Raw genomic sequence first — 24975 nt, 5'->3', positions numbered from 1 at the left:
TGGCAACGATAGCTATGGAGGTACACCCAGTAACATTTCGAACCTGGAAGTTAAGCCCATAAACGCTGAAAGTACTTGGGGGGCAGCCCCCTGGGAGGATAGGAAGTTGCCAATCTTTTTTTATTTTGGAGTAAAGAAAAAATTGTTGACAAAAATAGAAAAAAGTGGTATTATCATCTATGTCTTAAAAAGAAAGCAATAAATAAGGAAACTCTTGTTTACCATACAAGAAGCTATAATGTATGGGAGGATTTGTGATATCCGTTAGATGAGTGGAGGTGTAAAGAGTGAGAGTAAATATTCAATTAGAGTGTACAGAGTGTAAAAGAAGAAACTACAGTACTTCAAAGAATAAGAAGAACACTACTGAAAGATTAGAATTAAATAAATACTGTAAATGGGACAAAAAAGTAACATTACATAAAGAAACTAAAAAATAATTCTTAATTTAAGAAGCTTTAAGGCTTCTTGGTTAATTATTTGAAGTAATTCAATTTGCAACAACATGCAGGTCAATGGCTCAATTGGCAGAGCATCGGTCTCCAAAACCGAGGGTTGGGGGTTCGATTCCCTCTTGACCTGCCATTTTTTTTATAAATTAAAATTATTGGTGGTGCAAAATGGGACTAATTAATGATGTGAGAAGAGAGTATTCTAAGGTTCAGTGGCCTAGAAGAAAAGAGATTGTTGCGGCAACTAGTTGGGTTGTTGCTATGAGTGTATTTTTAGGAATATACTTAGGAGTTTTCGATATAATTGCTTCAAGACTTTTAAAGATGCTTGTATCTCTCTTTGGAGGATAAAATGGAAAAAAGCTTAGTGAAAAAATGGTTTATGATTCATACTTATTCGGGGTATGAGAAAAAAGTTAAAACGGACTTAGAACAAAAGATAGAAACTTTGGGATTATCTAATATAGTAACTAAAGTTTTAGTTCCTGAAGAGGAAACTATCGAAGAGAGAAGAGGAAAGAAAAAAGTTATTTCAAGAAAACTATTTCCAGGGTATGTTATGCTAGAAATGGAAGCTACTAGAGAGGAAAGTGGAGATGGAATCAACTTTAGAGTGGACTCTGAGGCTTGGTACGTTGTTAGAAATACTAATGGTGTGACAGGATTTGTTGGAGTGGGATCTGATCCAATTCCAATGGAAGATGAGGAAGTTGAAAACATCTTCTCTGTTATAGGATACAAAAATGATGAGGATGAGAAAGCAATAAAGGAAGTTATAAAAGTTGACTATGAAGTGGGAGACTATGTAAAACTTCTATCCGAAGGATTTGAAAATCAAGAGGGAAAAGTTGCAGAAATCGATATGGAACATAGAAAAGTTAAGGTGATGATGGAGATGTTTGGAAGAATGACTCCTATTGAAGTTGACCTTAATAGTGTAGAAAAGGCTTAATTGATTTAAGTCAGTGGGAGATTGTAAGATCAATACCACAATTTTATGGAGGTGTAATTTAAACAATGGCAAAAGAAGTAATCGGATTAATAAAACTACAATTACCTGCTGGAAAAGCTAACCCTGCTCCACCAGTAGGACCAGCATTAGGACAACACGGAGTTAACATCATGGAATTCTGTAAAGCGTTCAATGCAAAAACACAAGATAAAGCAGGATGGATTATTCCAGTTGAAATCTCTGTTTATAACGACAGATCTTTCACATTTATCTTGAAAACTCCACCGGCGTCTGATTTATTAAAAAAAGCAGCTGGAATTCAATCTGGAGCACAAAATTCAAAAAAAGATGTAGCTGGAAAAATTACTACAGCTAAATTAAGAGAGATTGCTGAAACTAAGATGCCAGACTTAAATGCTGGATCAATAGAAGCTGCTATGAACATAATAGCTGGATCAGCTAGATCAATGGGAATTAAAATAGAGGACTAATTAAAAGTCAATTCTTATTTATGTGATATTAAGTGGTAGGATATAATATCCGTTTAACCACAGGAGGAGGAAATTTTCAATGGCAAATAAAAAAGGTAAAAAATACCTAGAAATAGCTAAATTAGTTGAGCAAGGAAGACTATATGAGGTTAAAGAAGCTTTAGAACTTGTAAAAAAGACAAGAACAGCTAACTTCGTAGAAACAGTTGAAATTGCATTGAGATTAGGAGTGGATCCTAGACATGCAGATCAACAAGTTAGAGGTACTGTTGTACTTCCACATGGAACAGGAAAAACAGTTAAAATTTTAGCAATAACTTCAGGAGCTAACATAGAGAAAGCTTTAGAGGCTGGAGCAGACTACGCTGGAGCGGAAGAGTATATCGAAAAAATTCAACAAGGTTGGTTTGACTTCGATATCGTAATCGCAACTCCAGACATGATGCCTAAATTAGGAAGATTAGGAAGAGTATTAGGAACTAAAGGTTTAATGCCTAACCCTAAATCAGGAACAGTTACACCAGATATCGCAACGGCAGTATCTGAGTTCAAGAAAGGAAAACTTGCATTTAGAGTAGACAAGTTAGGATCGATCCACGCACCAATTGGTAAAGCTGATTTTTCTGAAGAAGCTTTATTAGAGAACTTTACAGCGTTTATCAATGAGATTGTAAGACTTAAGCCGTCTGCATCTAAAGGTCAATACTTAAGAACTGTTGCAGTTTCTTTAACAATGGGACCAGGAGTTAAAATGGATCCAGTTTTAGTTGCAAAAAATGCTTAATTAATATTTGCAAAAATTTAAATTATGTGTTATAATTATAAAGTTGTAAAATTATGGCTTAAAAAGTTGGATAAATAATTAAATATAGATCCAAACCAAAGACCGTAGGTGACGCAAGTCTTAAATATCCTACCGAGGTTGGAAGAAGGTATTCACTAACCTCAATAGTTAGATTTTGAACCTCCGTTCCTACCTTGGAGCGGAGGTAATTTTAGAGTAAAAGAGGAGGTGAATCAATAATGGCAACTCAATTAAAAAAGGAACTTGTAGCTGAATTAGTTGAAAAAATTTCTAAAGCTCAATCAATCGTTTTAGTTGACTATCAAGGTCTTAAAGTTAATCAAGAGACTGAGTTAAGAAAACAAATGAGAGAAAACGGTGCTGAGTACTTAGTTGCTAAGAACAGACTGTTCAAAATAGCACTAGCTGAGGCTGGTATCGCTGATAAATTCGATGATTTACTAGAGGGGACTACTGCATTTGCATTCGGATATGCTGATCCAGTAACTCCAGCAAAAGTAGTTTACGATGTAGAAGCGGCTCAAGCAAAAGCAAATGCAAAAGCTAAGAAAACTATATTCACTATAAAAGGTGGAGTATTAACTGGTAAGAGAGTTGAAGCTTCAGAGGTAGTAGCATTAGCTAAGTTACCTTCTAGAGAGCAACTTCTTTCTATGCTTCTTAACGGAATGCTTGGACCGGTTAGAAAACTTGCTTACGCAACTGTGGCAATCGCTGAAAAAAAAGAAGCAGCTGCTGAGTAATCGCACGTTGATTTTAGAGTATTATTGATTTAATAAAAAGAAGAAAATTAAGAAAATTTTAAGGAGGATTTATAATGGCATTCAATAAAGAGCAATTCATAGCTGACTTAGAAGCTATGTCGGTATTAGAATTAAGAGAATTAGTAACAGCTTTAGAGGAGCACTTCGGTGTTACTGCTGCTGCACCAGTAGCTGTAGCTGCTGCTGAAGGACCAGCTGTAGAGGAGAAAACTGAGTTTGATGTAGTTTTAACTTCTGCAGGAGCTAACAAAATAGCTGTAATCAAAGAGGTAAGAGCAATTACTGGATTAGGATTAAAAGAAGCTAAAGAGTTAGTAGATAACGGTGGAACATTAAAAGAGGGAGTTTCTAAAGACGAAGCTGAAGCTGTAAAAGCAAAATTAACTGAAGCTGGAGCTGCAGTAGAGGTTAAGTAATACCCCTTTACAAAGTTGCATAAGCAACTAGTTATACTTAAATAAAAAAAATAGGCACTCTAATGGGTGCCTTTTTACTCATTATAATGAAAATTATTAAATAATCTATTAAAAGTTAGTTAATACTTAATCTTTTGAAAATAAAAAGCTTTTATTTTCCAAAGATTAGGTATTGATCACTATATGAAATAGTAAGGAGTGTGAATTGATGGGGAAACTCGTTGAAAGATTGAATTTTGGAAGAATCGAAGAAAGAGGTACCATGCCTCATTTTTTAGAGTTCCAACTGGATTCCTATGAAGATTTTCTACAAGCTAAGGAGGCTCCACTTAACAGAAAAGATAAGGGGCTTGAATCTGCTTTTAGAGAAATATTCCCTGTTGAATCTTCAAATGGAGATATAAAATTAGAGTATGTTTCTTATGAGTTACATGAAGCGGAAGCTCCATTGAATGATGAGCTAGAATGTAAGAAAAGAGGGAAGACTTATTCGGCTTCTTTAAAAGTAAGATTGAGACTTACTAATAAAAAAAGCGGAAATGAAATCCAAGAAACACTGGTTTATTTTGGAGAAGTTCCTTTGATGACTGAAAGAGGAACATTTATAATAAATGGTGCTGAGAGAGTTGTGGTATCACAGTTACATAGATCTCCAGGAGTATCATTTAATAAAGAGGTTAATATTCAAACAGGAAAAGATCTTTTCTCTGGAAAAATTATTCCTTACAAAGGAACTTGGTTAGAGTTTGAAACGGATAAAAATGATTTTCTAAGTGTAAAAATTGATAGAAAGAAAAAAGTTTTAGCAACTGTATTCTTGAAAGCAGTTGATTTCTTCGATACGAATGAAGAGATTATGGATGAGTTTTTAGATGAAAAAGAGATTAATTTATCTGAGTATTACTCAAGATATTCGAATAAAGAGGAATTAATTAGTGTTCTTAAAACAAGAATCGAAGGAAGTTTCATTAAAGAGGATGTCTTTAATGAGGAAACTGGAGAAATTTTATTTGAAACTAAGCAACTGATAACAGAGGCTGTTATATTTGATTTAGTGGACTTAAGAATAGAAAATATTTTAATTTGGGAAGTAAAGCCCGAAGATAAAGTGTTTGCAAATACAATAGTAAACGATACTGGTGACACAAAAGAAGAAGCTGTAACTGAGGTATTTAAAAAATTAAGACCCGGAGATTTAGTGACTATTGATTCAGCTAGATCTTTGATAAAGCAGATGTTCTTTAATCCTCAAAGATATGACTTAGAGCCTGTTGGAAGATATAAAATGAATAAAAGATTGAAATTAAATCTTCCAGAGGATGAAATTTTACTAACTAAAGAGGATGTAATTGCAACAATAAAATATGTAATAAGCCTAAACAACGGAAAAGGACATACAGATGATATTGACAACCTATCTAATAGAAGGGTTAGAGGTGTTGGAGAGCTGCTATTAATGCAAATTAAAGCAGGACTTTCTAAGATGGGTAAAATGGTAAAAGAAAAGATGACGATTCAAGATGTTGAAACATTAACACCACAATCTCTGTTGAATACTAGACCATTAAATGCTTTAGTATTGGACTTCTTTGGATCAGGACAACTATCACAATTTATGGACCAATCAAATCCACTTGCTGAATTAACACATAAAAGAAGAATATCAGCACTAGGACCTGGAGGACTTTCAAGAGAAAGAGCAGGATTTGAGGTTAGAGACGTTCATGATTCACACTATGGAAGAATTTGTCCTATAGAAACTCCAGAGGGTCCAAACATTGGACTAATAGGATCTTTAGCTATATATGCTAAAGTAAATTCATACGGATTTATTGAAACTCCATATGTTAAAGTAGAGAATGGAATTGCAAACTTTGACGATATTCATTATTTAGCAGCAGATGAAGAGGAAGGATTATTCATAGCTCAGGCGGATACAAAACTTGGTGAAAATGGAGAACTTTTAGGAGATGTTGTATGTAGATATGGACATGAAATAGTAAATATTTCAGGAGAGAAAGTTCATTATTTAGATGTTTCACCTAAACAAGTTGTATCAGTTTCAGCAGGATTAATACCATTCCTTGAGCATGATGACGCCAACAGAGCACTGATGGGATCAAACATGCAAAGACAGGCTGTACCATTACTAAGAACAGAAGCCCCATTTATTGGAACTGGACTTGAAAGAAAAGTTGCAGTAGATTCAGGAGCAGTAATTTCAGCTAAAGTAAAAGGTAAAGTTGTTTACGTAGATGCAAAAGAAATTGTAGTAGAAGATGCAGAAGGGAAATCTTACAGACATAGACTATTAAACTTTGAAAGATCAAACCAAGCAATGTGTTTACATCAAACGCCATTAGTTGACTTAGGACAAGAAGTAGAATTAGGACAAGTAATTGCTGATGGACCTGCAACAAAAGGTGGAGATTTAGCTCTAGGAAGAAATATTCTGATGGCATTTATGCCTTGGGAAGGATATAACTACGAGGATGCGATTCTTATATCTGATAGATTAAGAAAAGACGACGTATTTACATCTATACACATAGAGGAATATGAAATAGAAGCTAGAAATACTAAATTGGGTGACGAAGAGATTACAAGAGAGATACCAAATGTCTCTGAGGAAGCATTAAAGAATTTAGATTCAAGAGGTATAATTGTTGTTGGATCAGAAGTTGGACCAGGGGATATCCTAGTAGGAAAAACTGCTCCTAAAGGTGAATCAGAGCCACCAGCAGAAGAGAAGCTTTTAAGAGCTATCTTTGGAGAGAAAGCAAGAGATGTAAGGGATACATCATTAAAAATGCCTCATGGATCAAAGGGAACAGTTGTTGAAGTTCTTGAGTTATCAAGAGAAAATGGGGACGAGTTAAAAGCTGGAGTAAACAGATCGATAAGAGTATTTATTGCTGAAAAGAGAAAAATAACTGTTGGAGATAAAATGTCAGGAAGACACGGAAATAAAGGTGTTGTTTCTAGAGTGTTACCAGCAGAAGATATGCCATTTTTAGAGGATGGTACACACTTGGATGTTGTAATCAATCCACTGGGAGTTCCTTCACGTATGAATATTGGACAGGTTCTAGAGGTTCATTTGGGAATGGCTATGGGTAAAATAAATGGTGGAACTTATTTATCAACTCCAGTATTTGATGGTGCAACGGAAGAGCAAGTAAAAGATTATTTAGAAAAAGCTGGATATCCAAGAAAAGGTAAGGTTACTTTATTTGATGGAAGAACTGGAGATAAGTTTGATAATCCAGTAACAGTTGGAAGAATGTATATGTTAAAGCTTCATCACCTTGTTGAAGATAAGATGCACGCAAGAGCAATTGGTCCTTATTCATTGGTAACACAGCAACCTCTTGGAGGAAAAGCACAATTTGGAGGACAAAGACTTGGAGAGATGGAGGTTTGGGCTTTAGAGGCTTACGGAGCTTCAAATATTCTTCAAGAAATGTTGACAGTTAAGTCTGATGATGTAACAGGTAGAACAAAAACTTATGAAGCAATTGTAAAAGGTGAAGAGATGCCAGAGGCAGATTTACCAGAGTCATTTAAGGTTTTATTAAAAGAGTTCCAAGCATTAGCACTAGATGTAGAACTTTTTGATTCTGACAATGAGTTAATTAATGTTAACGAAGAGTTAGGAAAAGACGAAACAATCGTTGAGTTTTCTTTATCTGACCAAATAAACTAAATTTAAGTAAAATTGAATATGATGATAGATGAAAGCTTTATCTCATTTAAGGAGGCTTTGTATTTAATATGGGAATTAAAAGTTTTGAGAAGATTAGAATTAAACTAGCTTCTCCAGAGAAGATAGAAGAGTGGTCGTACGGAGAAGTTACGAAACCTGAAACAATAAACTATAGAACATTAAATCCAGAGATGGATGGATTGTTCTGTGAAAGAATATTCGGACCGTCGAAAGATTGGGAATGTTCTTGTGGAAAATATAAAAGAATGAGATACAAAGGACTAGTTTGTGAGAAATGTGGAGTGGAAGTAACTAAGTCTAAAGTGAGAAGAGAAAGAATGGGGCACATAGCATTGGCTGCCCCAGTAGCTCATATTTGGTATTCTAAAGGAACTCCAAATAAGATGTCTCTTATTTTAGGAATTTCTCCAAAAGAGTTAGAATCAGTTTTATATTTTGCTAGATACATAGTAACGGCTAGTGAAGAACCGACTTTAAAAATTGGTAAAATCATAACTGAAAAAGAGTACAAGCTATATAAGCAGATGTACGGAAAACAATTTGAAGCAAAAATGGGAGCAGAGGCTATTTTAAAATTATTAGAAATGATAGATTTAGAAGAGTTAAGAATAGAGTTAGAAAAAGAACTTGAAGATGTAAATTCTGCACAAAAAAGAAAAAAATTAGTTAAGAGATTAAAAATAACTAGAGATTTTATAGCATCTGGTAACCTACCACAATGGATGATTTTAAAGAATGTTCCAGTGATTCCAGCGGATTTAAGACCAATGGTTCAATTGGATGGTGGACGATTTGCTACTTCTGACTTAAATGATTTATATAGAAGAGTTATCAATAGAAACAATAGATTAAAGAGACTTTTGGAAATAAAAGCTCCAGAAATTGTTGTAAAAAATGAGAAAAGAATGCTTCAAGAAGCAGTTGACGCTCTAATTGATAACGGAAGAAGAGGAAAGCCAGTTGTTGCTCAAAATAACAGAGAGTTAAAATCACTTTCTGATATGTTAAAGGGAAAACAAGGTAGATTTAGACAAAACCTACTTGGAAAAAGAGTAGATTACTCTGCAAGATCGGTTATTGTTGTGGGACCTTCGCTAAAAATGCATCAATGTGGAATTCCTAAAAAGATGGCTCTTGAGTTATACAAACCTTTCATAATGAGAGAGTTGGTAAAAAGAGAGTTAGCTTCTAACATAAAAACTGCTAAAAAATTAGTTGAAGATGCAGATGATAAAGTTTGGGATGTAATCGAGGATGTTATCCAAGATCACCCAGTTTTACTAAACAGAGCTCCAACTTTACATAGATTATCAATACAAGCTTTTGAACCTGTGTTGATAGAAGGAAAAGCAATAAGACTGCATCCATTAGTATGTTCAGCGTTTAACGCGGACTTTGATGGGGACCAGATGGCAGTTCACTTAATGTTATCACCAGAGGCTATAATGGAAGCAAAACTTCTTATGTTAGCTCCAAATAATATCATATCTCCTTCGAATGGAGAACCGATAGCTGTACCATCTCAAGATATGGTTATGGGATGTTTCTATATGACAAAAGATAGAGCCGGTGCAAAAGGAGAAGGTAAGTCGTTCTCTAATAAAGAGCAAGTTTTAACAGCTTATGACAGAGGTATTCTTGACACTCATGCTGTTGTAAATGTTAGAATTGATGGTAAAATGGTTAAAACTACGGCAGGTAGAATTATGTTTAATGAGATGTTACCTGAAGTGAATAAACAATATGATGTAACATTTGGAAAGTCTCAGTTAAAGAAACTTATAGGTAAATTATATGAAATGCATGGATTTACTAAAACTGCAGAGCTAATAAATGATATCAAAAACTTTGGATACCACTATGCAACATTTGCTGGAGTTTCAGTTGGTATTGAGGATTTAGAGATTCCAGAAACTAAAAAATCAATATTGGAAGAGGCAGATCAAAAGGTTGCAGAAATTGAAGCGGACTATAAAGCTGGAAAAATCATAAACGAAGAGAGATATAGAAAAACTGTAGCTCTTTGGTCAGAAACAACAGCTAAAGTAACTGATGCAATGATGAGTGGACTAGATCAATTTAATCCAGTTTATATGATGGCGAACTCTGGAGCCAGAGGATCGATTGCACAGATGAGACAGCTTGCGGCAATGAGAGGAAATATGGCAGATACGCAAGGTAGAATTATCGAGGTTCCAATTAAAGCGAACTTTAGAGAAGGGCTAACAGTATTAGAGTTCTTCATGTCATCACATGGAGCTAGAAAAGGTCTAGCTGATACGGCACTAAGAACTGCCGATTCAGGATATTTAACAAGAAGACTAGTTGATATATCACATGAGGTTATCGTAAACTCAATCGACTGTGGAACTCACGAAGGTATTGAGGTAGCAGAGCTAGTTTCGGATGGACAAGTAATTGAGAAGTTATCGGAAAGATTGATAGGTAGAGTTCCTGCAGAAGATGTAGTGTACGAAGGTGAAGTAATTGCTAGAAGAAATGAGATGTTCACGAAAGAGCAAATCGCTAGAATTACAGAATTAGAGATAAAGAAAATAAAAATAAGATCTCCGTTGACGTGTGACCTTGAAAAAGGGGTTTGTCAAAAGTGTTATGGAATGGACTTAGCTAATCATAAAGAGATATTGTTAGGAGAAGCGGTTGGAGTTATAGCAGCTCAATCAATCGGAGAACCTGGTACACAGCTTACAATGAGAACATTCCATACTGGAGGAGTTGCCACAGCCACAGCTGCTGCAACAAGTATCAAAGCTGAAAACACTGGAAAAATAATATTTAAAGATATAAAAATTCTAGAAAATCAAGAAACGCAAGAAAAAATTGTTGTTTCTCAATCAGCTAAAATTTTAATAGGAAACTATGATTACGAGATTGCTTCTGGATCTATTTTAAAAGTTGAAGAAGGACAGGAAGCAAAACCGGGAGATGTTTTAGTAACATTCGATCCATATCATATTCCTATTATTGCAAACCAAGATGGAAGAATTGAATATAGAGAGTTATATGTAAAAGAAAACTTTGACGAAAAGTATAATGTTACAGAATATATGGCTATAAAAACTGTAGAGTCTGGAGATTCAAACCCAAGAGTAGTTATATTTGATGAGGATGGAACTGCGAAGGAAAGTTACTCGATACCATTTGGAGCATACTTAATGGTCAGAGAGGGCGAGTCTGTAAGAACAGGACAGATTATAGCAAAAATCATTAAAGAGGGAGAAGGAACGAAAGATATCACTGGAGGTCTTCCGAGAATTCAAGAGCTATTTGAAGCTAGAAATCCTAAAGGAAAAGCTATTTTATCAGAAATAGATGGAAAAGTTGAAGTAACAGGAAGAAAGAAGAAAGGTATGAGGGTAATAATCATAAGATCTACTTCTGATTCTGAAAACTTTAAAGAATATCTGGCACCAGTTGGTGAACATTTAGTTGTAACAGATGGAATGTTGATTAAAGCTGGAGATAAAATAACGGATGGAGCTATATCACCATTTGATGTTCTAAATATCAAAGGATTAGTTGCAGCAGAGCAGTTTATACTAGAATCTGTACAACAGGTATATAGAGACCAAGGAGTTACTGTAAACGATAAACATATAGAAATTATTGTTAAACAGATGTTTAAGAAAGTTAGAATAGTAGAATCTGGAGCTTCATTATTCCTAGAGGATGAAGTTGTAGAGAAGAGAGTTGTTGAACTAGAAAATAACAGATTGAGAGCTGAAGGAAAAGCAGAGATTAAATATGAACCTGTTATTCAAGGTATCACAAAAGCAGCTGTAAATACTGGAAGTTTCATATCGGCAGCATCATTCCAAGAGACTACAAAAGTACTTTCGAATGCAGCAATAGAAGGTAAAGAGGACTACTTAGAGGGACTTAAAGAGAATGTAATTATAGGTAAAAAGATTCCAGCTGGAACTGGATACAAAGCTTATAAGAACATAGTTCCGGTTGAGATAGAGGATTAATAAAATAGGCGACTTTGTCGCCTATTTTAGCATTTTATTTGGAGAGGTTGATGTTATGAGAAGTATGACAGGATATTCTAAAGAATATTTTGAAAATGAAAAATATGCTATATCTTTAGAGATAAAAAGTGTTAATAATAAGAATTTAAATTTAAAAATAAAATCACCTCACATACTAAATTTTTTGGAAAATAAAATCAGAACAGAGGTTGCTTCTAGAGTCACAAGAGGAAGTATAGATTTAAAAATTGAATTTCAAGATAAAAGAGAAGTTGATAATTTATTTGAATACGATAAAAATGTAACAGCTTCTTATTTGAAAGTTTTAAATGCTATGGAGAATGAATATAAAGAAAAGTTTAGTAATAAACTTGATTTATTAGTTAAGAACCTAACTGTCATTAAAAGAAATGATTTAGAGATAGATGAGAAAGAATATGAAAGTTTTGTAGTAAAAAATCTCCACTTGTTACTGGATTCTTTTATTGAGATGAAAGAAGCTGAAGGAACTAGAATGAAAAATTATTTTTTACAATGTATTGATGTTATAGAAAATAATGTTCATGAAATAAAAAAATTAAAAGAAAATATTGTTATAAATTATAGAGAGAAGCTTTTAGAAAGGCTGTCTAAAATAAGTGATGTAGAGTTTAATGATGAATCTCTTTTAAGAGAAATTCTTTTATTTACAGATAAATCTGATATTTCAGAAGAAATTTCCAGATTGGAAAGTCATTTAACTCAATTAAAAATAGAGTTAGATTCTTTAAATGCGGGTATAGGAAAAAAAATTGATTTTATTCTTCAAGAGATTTTTAGAGAGTTGAATACTTCAGGAGTAAAGTGTAATTTATATGATATTTCAAAATTAATTGTAGAGTGTAAAAATGAGATAGAAAAAATTAGAGAACAAGCTCTAAATATTGAATAAAGGAGAATAAAAATGAAAAAGGGTGAACTATTTATTGTATCAGGACCAAGTGGTGCTGGAAAGTCAACAATATGTAGAATAGTTAGAAAACAGCTAGGTATTAATTTAGCAACTTCAGCTACAACTCGTGCTCCGAGAGAGGGAGAGTTACATGGAAGAGATTATTATTTTCTATCGGTTGAGGAGTTCAAAAATAAGATAGAAAATAATGAGTTTTTAGAATACGCAACTGTTCATACTAACTATTATGGAACTTTAAAATCTGAAGTGGAATCAAGATTAGCATCTGGTGAGAATGTAATTCTTGAGATAGATGTTCAAGGAGGACTTCAGGTAAAAGCAGTTTATCCAAATGCTCATCTGATATTCTTCAAAACACCAACAATGGAAGATTTAGAGAGAAGACTGAGAGGAAGAAAGACAGATAGTGAAGAGACTATACAGCTTAGACTAAAAAACTCAATAAAAGAGTTAGAGTATGAAAAAAACTATGATATAACAATTGTTAACCATACTGTTGAAAAATCATGTGATGAGCTAATAAAAATTATAAATTCTAAAAATTAGGAGGATTTTATGAAAAAGGTAATTACTTACGACGAACTATTAGAGAAAATACCTAATAAATATACATTGACAATAACTGCTGGAAAAAGAGCAAGAGAAATTGGAAAAGGAGCACCAGTACTTACAAAAGTTTCTAAAAAAGATACTGTGGTAAAGAAAACTTTTAGAGAGATTATAGATGGAAAAATAACTTTTGGTGAGCAAGTGGAGGATTTGGTAAATGAGTAAGAGTAGAAATATTTTTCTACTCTTTTTGCTTTTTTTGTTATTTCTAGGTTGTGAAAAAAAAGTAAAAAGGGTAGATGATGAAAGATTTGCATTTGGAACTTTCTTTAAGATCTCTATTTTTTCAAATAATGAAAAAATAGCAAAGCAATCTATTGCGGATGCTTTTATCGAAATAGAAAGAATTGATTCGAAGTATAATAGTAAAGTGAAAGGTAGCTTAACAGATAATTTGAATACTTTTAAAAAAGAAACTTTTGATGAAGAGGGAGTATTTTTATTGAATGAAGTCAATAAAGCTTATGAATTATCTGATAGTAAATATGATGTAACAATGGAACCTTTAATGACAGTTTGGGGATTTTCAGAAGATGTGCCTCCAAGAACGAGTATTCCAACTAAAGAAGAACTTGATGAAGCAGCAAAAAATGTTGATTTTTCTCAAATTAAAATATCTGGTAATGATATAGCTATTAATGGAGATAACATAAAGATAGATACAGGGTCTTTTTTAAAGGGATATGCAGTAAAAAAGGCTGGTGAAAAATTGAGAGAAGCTGGAGTAAAAAGTGGTTTCATTTCAGCTATATCGAGTATAGAAGCTATAGGTGTCAAGGGAGATGGAAGTCCGTGGAAAATAGGAGTTCAAAACCCTAATAACCCTTCGGAAATTCTTGGAATTATAGAGCTTAATAATCAGAGTATGGGAGTTTCGGGAGATTATCAAACCTATGTAGAAATAGATGGAAAAAGATATCATCATATTTTAGATAAAGAAACAAAATATCCAGTAGAAGATAAAAAAATGGTAGTAGTTGTGAATAAAGATTCTTTAGAAGCCGACTTATATTCAACAACATTTTTTGTGATGCCGATTGAAAAAGTTTTAGAAAAAGCCAATAATACGGCTGATTTAGATGTTTTAATAGTTGATAAAAATGATAAAATTTATCTTTCAGAAAATTTAAAATTTCATAAAAAGTAAATTTATATAGAGAAAAAAAGAACTTTATTTTTTCTTGAAATATCTTAAACTTTCTCGTATACTTTAATCATATTAAACATACTGGGAGGTTTTAAAAGTGGAACAAATGATCTATTTTGGAATTTTCGGTGGAATTATAGCACTATTTGCGGCATATTTTTATTCTAAGAAAGTTCAAAGTTATGAGATTAATATTCCGAGAGTAGCTGAAATTACAGAAGCAATCAGAGAAGGAGCAATGGCTTTTCTTTCGGCGGAATATAAAATTTTAATTTGGTTTGTTGCAGCAGTAGCGGTTTTACTTGGAGTATTTTTATCTCCAATGGTGGCATTGACTTTTGTGATAGGAGCATTGACATCAGCTTTAGCAGGAAATATAGGTATGAGAATAGCAACAAAAGCTAATGGAAGAACGGCTATCGCAGCTAAAGAGGGGGGACTATCTAAAGCGTTAGATGTGGCTTTTGCTGGTGGAGCAGTTATGGGACTTTCAGTTGTTGGACTAGGTATGTTAGGTTTGACAATACTAATTTTAATATTTAACTGGAATATAGATGTTATAGCTGGTTTTGGAATGGGAGCTTCATCTATAGCATTATTTGCTAGAGTTGGAGGAGGTATTTACACTAAAGCTGCTGACGTTGGAGCAGATTTAGTAGGAAAAGTTGAAGCTGGAATTCCAGAGGATGATCCGAGAAACCCAGCTACAATAGCGGATAATGTGGGAGATAACGTAGGGGACGTTGCAGGAATGGGAGCAGATTTATTTGAATCTTACGTTGGCTCAATAATCGCAACATTAGCTATTGGTTATGCAATGGAAACAAGAGAATATCTATTAGCTCCAATTATGATAGCTGCACTCGGAATAATTGCATCAATAATCGCAACATTGACAGTTAAAACAGAGAATCCAGATGAAGTTTATCATAAACTTGAAAATGGAACTAGAATAGCTGGAGTTTTATCTTTGATAACTTCTTACGGGGTTATTAAATATCTAAATTTACCAATGGGTGTATTCTGGGCAATAGTTGCAGGGTTAGTTGCAGGGCTAGTGATAGCTTACTTCACAGGACTTTATACAGATACTGGAAAAAAAGCGGTAAATAGAATTGCAAATGCAGCAAAAACAGGACCAGCAACAACTATAATTGAGGGATTAGCTGTGGGAATGGAATCGACAGTTGCACCGATGATAATAATATCAATAGCGATTATAGTGGCATATAAGTTTGCAGGATTATATGGGATATCGATAGCGGCAGTGGGAATGTTATCGACAACAGGAATGGTTGTAGCAGTTGATGCCTATGGACCGGTTGCAGATAACGCAGGTGGTATTGCGGAGATGTCTGAACTACCTCATGAAGTTAGAGAATGTACAGACAAATTAGATGCAGTAGGAAACTCAACAGCAGCGGTAGGAAAAGGATTTGCTATAGGATCAGCAGCTTTGACGGCGTTGTCATTATTTGCTGCTTATAAGGAGTCGATTCAAAAATTATCTGGAAAAGTACTTACTCTTGATATAATAAATCCTGATGTAATAGTTGGAATATTTATAGGTGGAATGTTAACATTCCTATTCTCTGCTTTAACTATGACTGCAGTTGGTAAAGCAGCTATGGAAATGGTGGAGGAAGTGAGAAGACAATTTAGAGAAATTCCAGGAATCATGGAGAAAAAAACAAAGCCAGACTACAAAAGATGTGTTGAAATTTCTACACATTCATCACTGAAAGAGATGTTATTACCGGGAATATTAGCTGTTTTAGCACCTGTAGTAATAGGGCTATGGTCACCAGAAGCACTGGGAGGATTGTTGGCAGGAGCGTTAGTGACAGGAATATTGATGGCGATTATGATGGCAAATGCTGGTGGAGCTTGGGATAATGCTAAAAAGCAAATAGAGGCAGGATATAAAGGTGATGGTAAAGGATCGGATAGACATAAAGCTGCTATTGTAGGAGATACTGTTGGAGATCCATTCAAAGATACATCTGGACCATCTTTAAATATATTGATAAAATTAATGAGTATAGTTTCTTTGGTTTTAGTACCATTGTTTGTTTAAAATTAAGTCCTAGTTTAACTAGGACTTTTTTATTGAAAATAAAAAGGAAAATATAAAAAAATTAAGAAGAATTATAGGAACTATTTTATAAAAACCTCTAAAAAATAAAAAGCTTATAAAAAAGTGGGAATAATAGAGTCAAAAAAAGGTAAAAAATAGACATTTAACTTTCTTGACTTTAACTAGTATATTAGATAGAATTTGAATACAAAACATAGGGATGTAAAAGATTAAAATATAGATTAAAAACTCATTATAGGAGGGAACTATGAAAAAAACAAAAATAGTGTGTACAATAGGACCAAAAACGGAATCGGTTGAGGTATTGTCACAGTTACTAGAAGCTGGAATGAACGTTATGAGAATGAACTTTTCTCATGGAAGCCATGAGGAACATGGACAAAGAATCATTAATTTAAAGCAAGCGATTGCAAATACAGGAATCAATGGAGCTATATTACTAGACACTAAAGGACCAGAGATAAGAACAATCAAATTAGCAGGTGGAAATGATGTTTCTTTAGTAGCAGGACAGAAATTTACTATAACTACTGATGAGACAGTGGTTGGAGACTCTACAAGAGTCGCAGTAACATATAAAGGGTTAACAGATGACTTAAAAGCAGGAAATATAGTTTTAATTGACGATGGGTTGATTGAGATGGAAGTTGAAGAGGTCGTTGGAAACGAAGTTAGATGTATTGTAAAAAATAATGGAGACTTAGGAGAAAATAAAGGTGTTAACTTACCAAATGTTTCAGTTCAGCTACCAGCTTTATCACCAAAAGATATTGGAGATTTAAAGTTTGGATGTGAGCAGAATGTAGACTTTGTGGCTGCATCATTTATTAGAAAAGCTGATGATGTGAGAGCTGTTAGAGAGGTACTAGACGCTAATGGCGGAGAAAAAATAAAGATAATTTCTAAAATAGAAAATCAAGAAGGTCTGGATAATTTTGACGAAATTTTAGAATTATCTGATGGAATAATGGTAGCTAGAGGAGATTTAGGAGTAGAGATTCCTGTAGAAGAGGTTCCATTTGCGCAAAAGATGATGATAGAAAAATGTAATTTAGCAGGAAAAGTTGTAATAACAGCTACACAAATGTTAGATTCAATGATAAAAAATCCAAGACCGACTAGAGCAGAGGCAACAGATGTAACTAACGCGATATTAGATGGTACAGATGCAATAATGTTATCTGGAGAAACAGCTAAAGGAAAATATCCAGTTGAAGCTGTGACAGTGATGAGAAAAATAGCTGAAAAAACTGACCCATTGGTAGCTTTTGACATAGAAAATGAGGATGGAGTAACTATAACTGAAGCTATGGCTAGAGGAACAGTTGATGTAGCAGAGACATTAGGGGCTAAGTTAATTGTATCGGGAACAGCATCTGGAAGATCGGCAACTGCATTGAGAAGATATTTCCCAGAAGCGTTTATATTGGCGATAACAAATAATGAAAAGACATACAATCAGATGATATTAACAAGAGGAGTAATTCCTTGTTTAGATATGACAGCTAAAAATTTAGAGGAGTTCTACCTTTTAGCTGAAGCAAAAGCAAAATCATTAGGGCTTGTTAAGTCAGGAGACATAATAGTTGCTTCATGTGGAGAAGAAGTATTTAAAGCAGGAACAAGTAACTCTATGAAAGTAATCAAAGTAAAGTAAACATTATATAAAATTTAAGACTTAATTTTAAAGTATAAACTTTTATAAAATTCTAAGGAGGATTTAAAGCAAATGACTAGAATAGTTGAAGTTAAAGGAAGAGAAATTCTTGATTCAAGAGGAAACCCAACAGTTGAGGTTGACGTAATATTAGAGTGTGGAGCTATGGGAAGAGCTGCAGTTCCATCTGGAGCATCTACAGGAGCTTATGAGGCAGTAGAATTAAGAGACGAGGATAAATCTAGATACTTAGGAAAAGGTGTTTTAAAAGCAGTAAAACATGTAAATACTGAGCTTAAAGAGTTAGTGATTGGTATGGATGCAACTGATCAAGTGGCTATCGATAAGGCTATGATTGAATTAGATGGAACTCCAAATAAAGATAGATTGGGAGCAAATGCTATATTAGGTGTTTCTCTAGCAGTAGCAAAGGCGGCAGCAGAGGCTTTAGGGCAACCATTATACAAATATTTAGGAGGAGTTAACGCTAAAGAGTTACCTTTACCTATGATGAACATATTAAACGGAGGAAGCCATGCTGATTCTGCAGTGGATGTTCAAGAGTTTATGATTCAACCGGTTGGAGCTAAAACATTTGCAGAAGCTATGAGAATGGGAAGTGAAGTGTTCCATCATTTAGGAAAAATTTTAAAAGCTAATGGAGATTCAACAAACGTTGGAAATGAGGGTGGATACGCACCAGCTAAGATCAATGGAACAGAGGGAGCGTTAGATATTATTTCTCAAGCTGTAAAAGCGGCAGGATATGAGTTAGGAACAGATATCACATTTGCTTTGGATGCGGCAGCGACTGAGTTTTGTGTAGAGAAAGAGGATGGAACGTTTGAGTATCACTTCAAAAGAGAAGATGGAGTAGTAAGAACTACTGAAGAGATGATTGAATGGTATGCTGGATTATGTGAGAAGTACCCAATTAAGTCTATTGAAGATGGATTAGGAGAAAATGACTGGGCAGGATTCCAAAAATTAACTGCAAAGATTGGAAAGAAAATTCAAATTGTTGGAGACGATTTATTTGTGACTAACACTGAGAGATTAGCAAGAGGAATTGAAATGAAAGCTGCTAACTCAATCTTAATTAAATTAAATCAAATTGGAACTTTAACTGAGACTTTAGATGCTATTGAGATGGCTAAAACAGCAAATATGACAGCTGTAGTTTCTCATAGATCAGGAGAAACAGAGGATGCTACAATAGCTGATATCGCTGTTGCAACAAATGCAGGACAGATTAAAACTGGTTCAACTTCAAGAACTGATAGAATGGCTAAGTACAATCAACTGTTAAGAATTGAAGAGGAATTGGGATCAGTTGCTCAATACAAAGGAATAGAAGTATTTTACAATACAACAAAGTAATTGATTGATTTTATATGGAGAGAGACTCGAGAGTCTCTCTTTTTTATTAAATCTTTAAAAAAGGGACCCTTTGTGTTACAATAGAAATAAAATTAAATTATGGAGGAAATAAAAATGTCAAATGTTTTTGAAGTTTTAAAAGATCGTGGATACATAAAACAAATGACTCACGAAGAGGAGATAAAAGAGTTACTTGAAAAAGAAAAAGTAACTTTTTATATAGGATTTGATCCAACAGCGGATAGCTTACACGTAGGACACTTTATAGCTATGATGTTTATGTCACATATGCAACAACATGGACATAGACCAATAGCTTTAATAGGTGGAGGGACTGCTCAAATAGGGGATCCGAGTGGAAGAACTGATATGAGACAGATGATGACAGATGAAATTATAGCTCACAATGTGGCGTCTATAAAAAAGCAGATGGAGAAATTTATAGATTTTTCTGATGATAAGGCACTATTAGTAAATAACGCTGATTGGTTAAGAGGATTAAATTATATTGATTTTATAAGAGACATAGGTTCTCAATTTTCAGTAAATAGAATGTTATCTGCAGAGTGTTTTAAATCTAGAATGGAAAATGGAGGATTATCATTTTTAGAATTTAATTATATGTTGATGCAGGGGTATGATTTCTTGGTTTTAAATAGAAAGTTTGGATGTACTATGCAGTTAGGCGGAGATGATCAGTGGTCTAATATGATTGCAGGGGTAGATTTGATTAGAAAGAAAGACAGAAAATCTAGTTATGCAATGACATGTACTCTACTTACTAATAGTGAAGGACACAAAATGGGAAAAACAGCGAAAGGTGCACTGTGGTTAGATCCTAAAAAAACATCACCATATGATTTTTATCAATACTGGAGAAATCTTCCTGATGCAGATGTAGCTCAACCTTTAGCACTGTTGACATTTTTACCTATGGATGAAGTTAGAAGACTTTCATCATTGGAAGGAGCAGAAATAAACGAAGCTAAAAAAGTATTAGCTTATGAAGTTACGAAAATTGTTCATGGTGAAGAGGAAGCTGAAAAAGCAAAACAAGCATCAGAGGCACTATTTGAACAAGGTGGATTTGATTTAACAAATGTTCCAACATCAGAAGTGACAGAGGAAGTTTTGGGAAAAGGTGTAGTTGATTTAATGGTAGAACTAGGCTTACTAAAAACAAAGAGTGAAGGAAGAAGATTGGTTCAACAAAACGGTTTGACTATAAATGATGAAAAAGTAACGGATTTTGCTATGTTAATAACAAAAGATTTGTTTATAGATGGGGCTATGATGCTAAGACAGGGTAAGAAAAAATATAATAGGGTTGTTATAAAGTAGTGATAGTAGTAAGAGAAACCACGACGGATGACATAGAAAATATATATAACCATCTTAATTTAAACTATGTAAAGAAATATTGTAAAAATAATGAGGAAGAGCAAAGAAAAAATCATGAAAGATGGTATAGATTTTTAATAGCTTCTCCTAATTATGCAATGTTTACTGTCGAAGATTTAAAAGGAACTTTCTTAGGAAATGTAAAGTTTCAATTGGACGAAGATTTTGAAGGTACAGAGATTTCCTTGTATTTAGCTGAATGTATAAGAGGAAAAGGTTATTCTACAACAATAGTGAATGCAAGTATAGATGAATTGAGATTCAAATATCAAAATTTAAAGTACGTTGTAGCATATATTTTAGAAGAGAATGATAGATCAATTTTATGCTTTGAAAGGGCCGAATTTCAATTTAAAGGTCAGATTGAACATGGAGGCATTGATTATTTTTTATATATGAAAGTTTTTGAATAGCGGAGGATATTTTGAGAAAAAAAGAAAGGGCTTTAAAAGTAATAGAGATTTTACAAAAGAAATTTGGAGATCCAAAATGTGCTTTAGATTATAAAACTCCATTTGAACTTTTAGTGGCTGTTATATTATCTGCCCAGTGCACAGATGTCAGAGTTAATATTGTAACAGAAAATATGTATAAAACTGTCAATACGCCGGAACAGTTTGCTGAAATGCCATTAGAAGAGATAGAGACATTGATAAAAAGTACGGGGTTTTATAAAAATAAAGCTAAAAATATAAAGTTGTGTAGTCAGCAACTTCTTGAAAAATATAATGGGCAGGTTCCCAAAGAAATGGATGAATTGGTTGGTCTAGCAGGTGTCGGACGTAAAACAGCCAATGTGGTTAGAGGAGAGATTTGGAGACTGGCGGATGGAATAACAGTCGATACCCATGTGAGAAGGTTGAGTAACTTAATAGGGCTAGTTAATGAGCAGGATGTAATAAAAATTGAAAAAGATTTAATGAAAATAGTACCTAAAGAGTATTGGATAGATTTTTCACACTATTTAATTCTTCAAGGGAGAGACAAGTGTATTGCAAGAAGACCGAAGTGTTTGGAATGTGAAATAAAAATGTATTGTAAACATGGAGAAAAAATATAAAAAAAGTATACAAAAAAGTTTTTTAATTGTTGACATATTCGGTAAAGAATGTTATTATTTTGGTGTAAAAATATAAATGGTAACTTAAGGAGACGATAACTATGAGAGTTTATCTGGATAATAATGCAACTACAAAAATGGACCCTAAAGTATTAGAAGCAATGATGCCCTTTTTAACAGAGGAGTATGGCAATGCATTTAGTATGCACCTTTTTGGAAAGGAAACGGGAATAGCTGTTTCAGAGGCAAGAGAGAAGATTGCGACTTTATTGAAAGTTAAAGCGGAAGAGATTATATTTACTTCTTCTGGAACTGAATCAGATAACATTGCAGTTAGAGGCGTAGCAAAAGCATATAAAAACAGAGGAAATCATATAATAACAAGTACAATAGAGCACCCAGCTATAAAGAATACTTTTAAAGATTTGGAGCAAGATGGGTATAAGGTGACATTTGTACCTGTTGATAAAAATGGAGTTATAGATGTCAAAGCTCTAGAAGAAGCGATAACGCCTGAGACAGTTTTAATATCAGTGATGCATGCCAATAATGAGGTTGGTACAATTGAACCTATAAAGTTAATTGGTGAAATAGCTAAGAAAAATAGAGTTTTATTACATGTAGACGCTGTTCAAACTGTTGGAAAAATTCCTGTTTACCCAAAAGAGTTAGGTGCAGATTTACTGACATTCTCAGGACATAAGTTTCATGGACCTAAAGGTATCGCAGGTCTTTATGTGAGACAAGGAGTTAGAGTTGCTAGAACAATAACAGGTGGAGGGCAAGAGAAAAAGTTAAGACCTGGGACAACAAATACACCTGCAGTGGTTGGAATGGCGAAGGCATTAGAGATTGCTTGCGAAGAGATGGACGTTGAAATAAAAAGAGAAGAGAAGCTAAGAGATTATTTTGAAGCTGAAATTGTAAAAAGAATTCCAGAGGTGGTAATAAACGGAAAGGCTGTGGAAAGACTACCGGGGACTTCGAGTGTAACTTTTAAGTATTTGGAAGGTGAATCAATTCTATTGTCTTTAAGCTATTTAGGGATTGCTGTAAGTTCTGGATCAGCGTGCTCATCTGATGAATTACAGGCATCTCATGTTCTACTAGGAATGGGAATTGAGCCAGAGTTTGCTCATGGAACTATAAGATTTAGTATAGGAAAATACAATACGAAAGAGGAAATAGATTATACTATTGAACAAGTTGAGAAAGTTGTAGAAAAATTAAGAATGTTATCCCCTTTATGGAATGAATATAAAAAATAAAAACAATTAAAAATTAAGGAGAGAGATTATGCAATATACAGAAAAAGTAATGGAACATTTTATGAACCCTAGAAATGTAGGAACAATGGAAAATCCAGATGGATATGGTAAAGTTGGAAATCCTTCTTGCGGTGATATTATGGAAATATTTTTAAAAATAGAAGATGATATAATAACAGATGTAAAATTTAGAACATTTGGATGTGCGTCAGCAATAGCAACATCATCTGTTTCGACTGAAATGGTTTTAGGTAAAAATATACATGAGGCTTTGGAAATAACTAACAAAGTAGTTGCGGAAGCGTTAGGTGGATTACCAGCTACAAAAATGCACTGTTCTGTTTTGGCGGAAGAAGCTTTAAAAGAAGCTATAGAAGATTACTTGGCTAAAAAACAAAAATAATGTATAATGTTTAGGAATTACAGAGATGTAGTTCCTAATTTTTTTATTTGGAGGAAGAAGCTATGAAAAAAATAGTTGTAGTTTTTATATTGATTGCATCAACGTTGTCTTTTTCAAAGAGTACTCAAAGTAAAATAGCAAAAGATAATATTCCAGATTATAGAGCTTATGTATTGGGAGATGATGAAGGTAATGTTTTTTACCAAGAAAACTCAACTCAGAAATATCCATTGGCTTCTGTGACCAAAGTCATGACAATATTGGTGACTTTGGATGAAATAAGAAAAGGGAATATAGGCTTATATGATGAAGTGACAGTTGATTGGGAAATTTTAAGTGTTGGTGGAAGTTCAATCCCAATGAAAAGTGGCGAAAAGTTAACAGTATTAGACTTGCTTAAATCGGCAGCTATAAAATCTGCCAATAACGCTGCCTATGCACTGGCTAAGCATTCTGGGAAAGGAAGTATTCCAAGATTTATCGATATGATGAACGCAAAAGCTAAAAGTTTAGGTTTGGAAAATGAACTGGAATTTTATACTCCTGCGGGACTGCCAGATCATATGACTAGAAAAAAATTGGATATGGGGACAGCCAATGGAATATATAAATTGTCGATGGAGGCTTTGAAATATCCGGAATATATAGCTATTGCGAGCCAAAAAACAGCAGAAATAAAAGATGGGAGTTATAAATTAAAAAGTACAATTCATCTTTTAGGAAAAGAGGGTATCTATGGTTTAAAAACAGGGTATCATACAAAATCTAGGTTTAATATAGTGGTCTTAAGTGATAAAGATAACGCTAATATAGTAACTGTTGTGATGGGAGGAAAATCTTCTAAAATAAGAGATAGTAAAATTTTGGAATTAAATGAAAAATTTCATGAAAATTATAAAAATAAAGATATTATTAAAGAAAATGTTCCAGTTATATCTATCCCGATTATTGGAGGTTATGTTTCAGAGGCAAAGGCTTATGGAACTAAGTCTTTTTCTAAAGTCGTGAAAAAAGATGCAGATATTTCAATAATAACTGAAAGGGAAAAAAGCTTGTTGACCCCTATAAAAGCTGGTACAGTTGTAGGAAATTATAAAGTGCTAGTGAATGGTGAAGCGGTATTCAAAGATAGATTAATTATAAAAAAAGATATAGAGAGAAAAAAGTTTATAGATAAAATAATGGATATTTTTTAATAAAATAAAAAAAGATGTTGACGAAGTTTAAAATTTATGATACTATAATTTTTGTCAGCGGGAAACACCGCCGACAAAAATTGTAGAGAAGGACATTAGCAACCGAATAGAGAAAATAGTCAGAAGTTATGAAAATAACAGATACCAGAAATGGTAAACCAATAAATGGTGTAAACGTAAAGTCTTTGGACTTTAAATATATTTG

22 protein-coding genes, 1 tRNA gene, 1 rRNA gene and 1 other annotated feature are annotated in these 24975 nt (G+C 33.6%); all 24 genes read left to right on the top strand.

What is annotated here, in order from left to right; all coding sequences use genetic code 11:
- Positions 1 to 115, top strand: a 5S ribosomal RNA gene (gene rrf, locus ACWI69_RS08975); the annotation flags it as partial.
- Between the two features lie 172 nt (positions 116 to 287).
- Positions 288 to 440, top strand: a complete 153-nt coding sequence (rpmG, locus tag ACWI69_RS08970) for a 50S ribosomal protein L33 (RefSeq protein ID WP_023051526.1) — start codon at positions 288 to 290, stop codon at positions 438 to 440.
- A gap of 69 nt (positions 441 to 509) precedes the next feature.
- Positions 510 to 585: transfer RNA gene (locus tag ACWI69_RS08965), tRNA-Trp, on the top strand.
- 35 nt (positions 586 to 620) lie between these two features.
- Positions 621 to 803, top strand: coding sequence for a preprotein translocase subunit SecE (secE, locus tag ACWI69_RS08960; RefSeq protein ID WP_448821503.1), 183 nt, complete (start codon positions 621 to 623; stop codon positions 801 to 803).
- Between the two features lies 1 nt (position 804).
- Positions 805 to 1404: a transcription termination/antitermination protein NusG gene (gene nusG, locus ACWI69_RS08955; RefSeq protein ID WP_448821502.1), complete on the top strand. Its 600-nt coding sequence runs from the start codon at positions 805 to 807 to the stop codon at positions 1402 to 1404.
- A gap of 65 nt (positions 1405 to 1469) precedes the next feature.
- Positions 1470 to 1895: a 50S ribosomal protein L11 gene (rplK, locus tag ACWI69_RS08950; protein ID WP_448821501.1), complete on the top strand. Its 426-nt coding sequence runs from the start codon at positions 1470 to 1472 to the stop codon at positions 1893 to 1895.
- 79 nt (positions 1896 to 1974) lie between these two features.
- On the top strand, positions 1975 to 2679 hold the full coding sequence (gene rplA, locus ACWI69_RS08945) for a 50S ribosomal protein L1 (protein ID WP_448821500.1): 705 nt from the start codon (positions 1975 to 1977) through the stop codon (positions 2677 to 2679).
- 77 nt (positions 2680 to 2756) lie between these two features.
- Positions 2757 to 2900: a sequence feature (ribosomal protein L10 leader region), on the top strand.
- An 18-nt stretch (positions 2901 to 2918) separates the two neighbouring features.
- Positions 2919 to 3443: a 50S ribosomal protein L10 gene (rplJ, locus tag ACWI69_RS08940; protein WP_448821499.1), complete on the top strand. Its 525-nt coding sequence runs from the start codon at positions 2919 to 2921 to the stop codon at positions 3441 to 3443.
- A 74-nt stretch (positions 3444 to 3517) separates the two neighbouring features.
- Entirely contained in the window at positions 3518 to 3880 is a 363-nt protein-coding gene (gene rplL / locus ACWI69_RS08935; RefSeq protein WP_448821498.1) for a 50S ribosomal protein L7/L12, read from the top strand.
- Positions 3881 to 4088: 208 nt separating this feature from the next.
- Positions 4089 to 7586 (top strand): DNA-directed RNA polymerase subunit beta, encoded by a 3498-nt coding sequence (gene rpoB / locus ACWI69_RS08930; RefSeq protein WP_448821497.1) that lies wholly within the window; start codon positions 4089 to 4091, stop codon positions 7584 to 7586.
- 68 nt (positions 7587 to 7654) lie between these two features.
- A complete protein-coding gene (rpoC, locus tag ACWI69_RS08925) occupies positions 7655 to 11599 on the top strand; it encodes a DNA-directed RNA polymerase subunit beta' (RefSeq protein WP_448821496.1) in 3945 nt (1314 codons plus the stop codon).
- A 55-nt stretch (positions 11600 to 11654) separates the two neighbouring features.
- The gene (locus ACWI69_RS08920) at positions 11655 to 12530 is read left to right on the top strand and encodes a YicC/YloC family endoribonuclease (protein WP_448821495.1); all 876 of its coding nucleotides are present in this window, start codon (positions 11655 to 11657) and stop codon (positions 12528 to 12530) included.
- Positions 12531 to 12542: 12 nt separating this feature from the next.
- Positions 12543 to 13097 (top strand): guanylate kinase, encoded by a 555-nt coding sequence (gene gmk, locus ACWI69_RS08915; RefSeq protein WP_448821494.1) that lies wholly within the window; start codon positions 12543 to 12545, stop codon positions 13095 to 13097.
- Between the two features lie 9 nt (positions 13098 to 13106).
- Positions 13107 to 13325: a DNA-directed RNA polymerase subunit omega gene (rpoZ, locus tag ACWI69_RS08910; protein ID WP_448821493.1), complete on the top strand. Its 219-nt coding sequence runs from the start codon at positions 13107 to 13109 to the stop codon at positions 13323 to 13325.
- A complete protein-coding gene (locus tag ACWI69_RS08905; RefSeq protein WP_448821492.1) occupies positions 13318 to 14307 on the top strand; it encodes an FAD:protein FMN transferase in 990 nt (329 codons plus the stop codon). Before rpoZ ends, ACWI69_RS08905 begins: the two co-directional genes overlap by 8 nt.
- Before the next feature lie 106 nt (positions 14308 to 14413).
- Entirely contained in the window at positions 14414 to 16384 is a 1971-nt protein-coding gene (locus tag ACWI69_RS08900) for a sodium-translocating pyrophosphatase (protein ID WP_448821504.1), read from the top strand.
- Positions 16385 to 16652: 268 nt separating this feature from the next.
- Entirely contained in the window at positions 16653 to 18062 is a 1410-nt protein-coding gene (gene pykF / locus ACWI69_RS08895) for a pyruvate kinase PykF (protein WP_448821491.1), read from the top strand.
- Between the two features lie 72 nt (positions 18063 to 18134).
- Entirely contained in the window at positions 18135 to 19442 is a 1308-nt protein-coding gene (gene eno / locus ACWI69_RS08890) for a phosphopyruvate hydratase (RefSeq protein ID WP_448821490.1), read from the top strand.
- 114 nt (positions 19443 to 19556) lie between these two features.
- A complete protein-coding gene (gene tyrS / locus ACWI69_RS08885) occupies positions 19557 to 20783 on the top strand; it encodes a tyrosine--tRNA ligase (protein ID WP_448821489.1) in 1227 nt (408 codons plus the stop codon).
- The gene (locus ACWI69_RS08880) at positions 20783 to 21256 is read left to right on the top strand and encodes a GNAT family N-acetyltransferase (RefSeq protein WP_448821488.1); all 474 of its coding nucleotides are present in this window, start codon (positions 20783 to 20785) and stop codon (positions 21254 to 21256) included. Before tyrS ends, ACWI69_RS08880 begins: the two co-directional genes overlap by 1 nt.
- A gap of 11 nt (positions 21257 to 21267) precedes the next feature.
- The gene (nth, locus tag ACWI69_RS08875) at positions 21268 to 21903 is read left to right on the top strand and encodes an endonuclease III (protein WP_448821487.1); all 636 of its coding nucleotides are present in this window, start codon (positions 21268 to 21270) and stop codon (positions 21901 to 21903) included.
- A 101-nt stretch (positions 21904 to 22004) separates the two neighbouring features.
- Positions 22005 to 23171 (top strand): cysteine desulfurase family protein, encoded by a 1167-nt coding sequence (locus tag ACWI69_RS08870; protein ID WP_448821486.1) that lies wholly within the window; start codon positions 22005 to 22007, stop codon positions 23169 to 23171.
- A gap of 28 nt (positions 23172 to 23199) precedes the next feature.
- The gene (nifU, locus tag ACWI69_RS08865; RefSeq protein ID WP_448821485.1) at positions 23200 to 23574 is read left to right on the top strand and encodes a Fe-S cluster assembly scaffold protein NifU; all 375 of its coding nucleotides are present in this window, start codon (positions 23200 to 23202) and stop codon (positions 23572 to 23574) included.
- A gap of 62 nt (positions 23575 to 23636) precedes the next feature.
- Positions 23637 to 24770 carry a D-alanyl-D-alanine carboxypeptidase family protein gene (locus ACWI69_RS08860; protein WP_448821484.1) on the top strand — a complete coding sequence of 378 codons (1134 nt, stop codon included), beginning with the start codon at positions 23637 to 23639 and terminating at the stop codon, positions 24768 to 24770.
- Positions 24771 to 24975 lie beyond the last annotated feature (205 nt).

The organism is Cetobacterium sp. (assembly GCF_977044495.1).
Note: the sequence above shows the minus strand (reverse complement) of the source record. Positions and strands in the feature narration are given on the sequence as shown.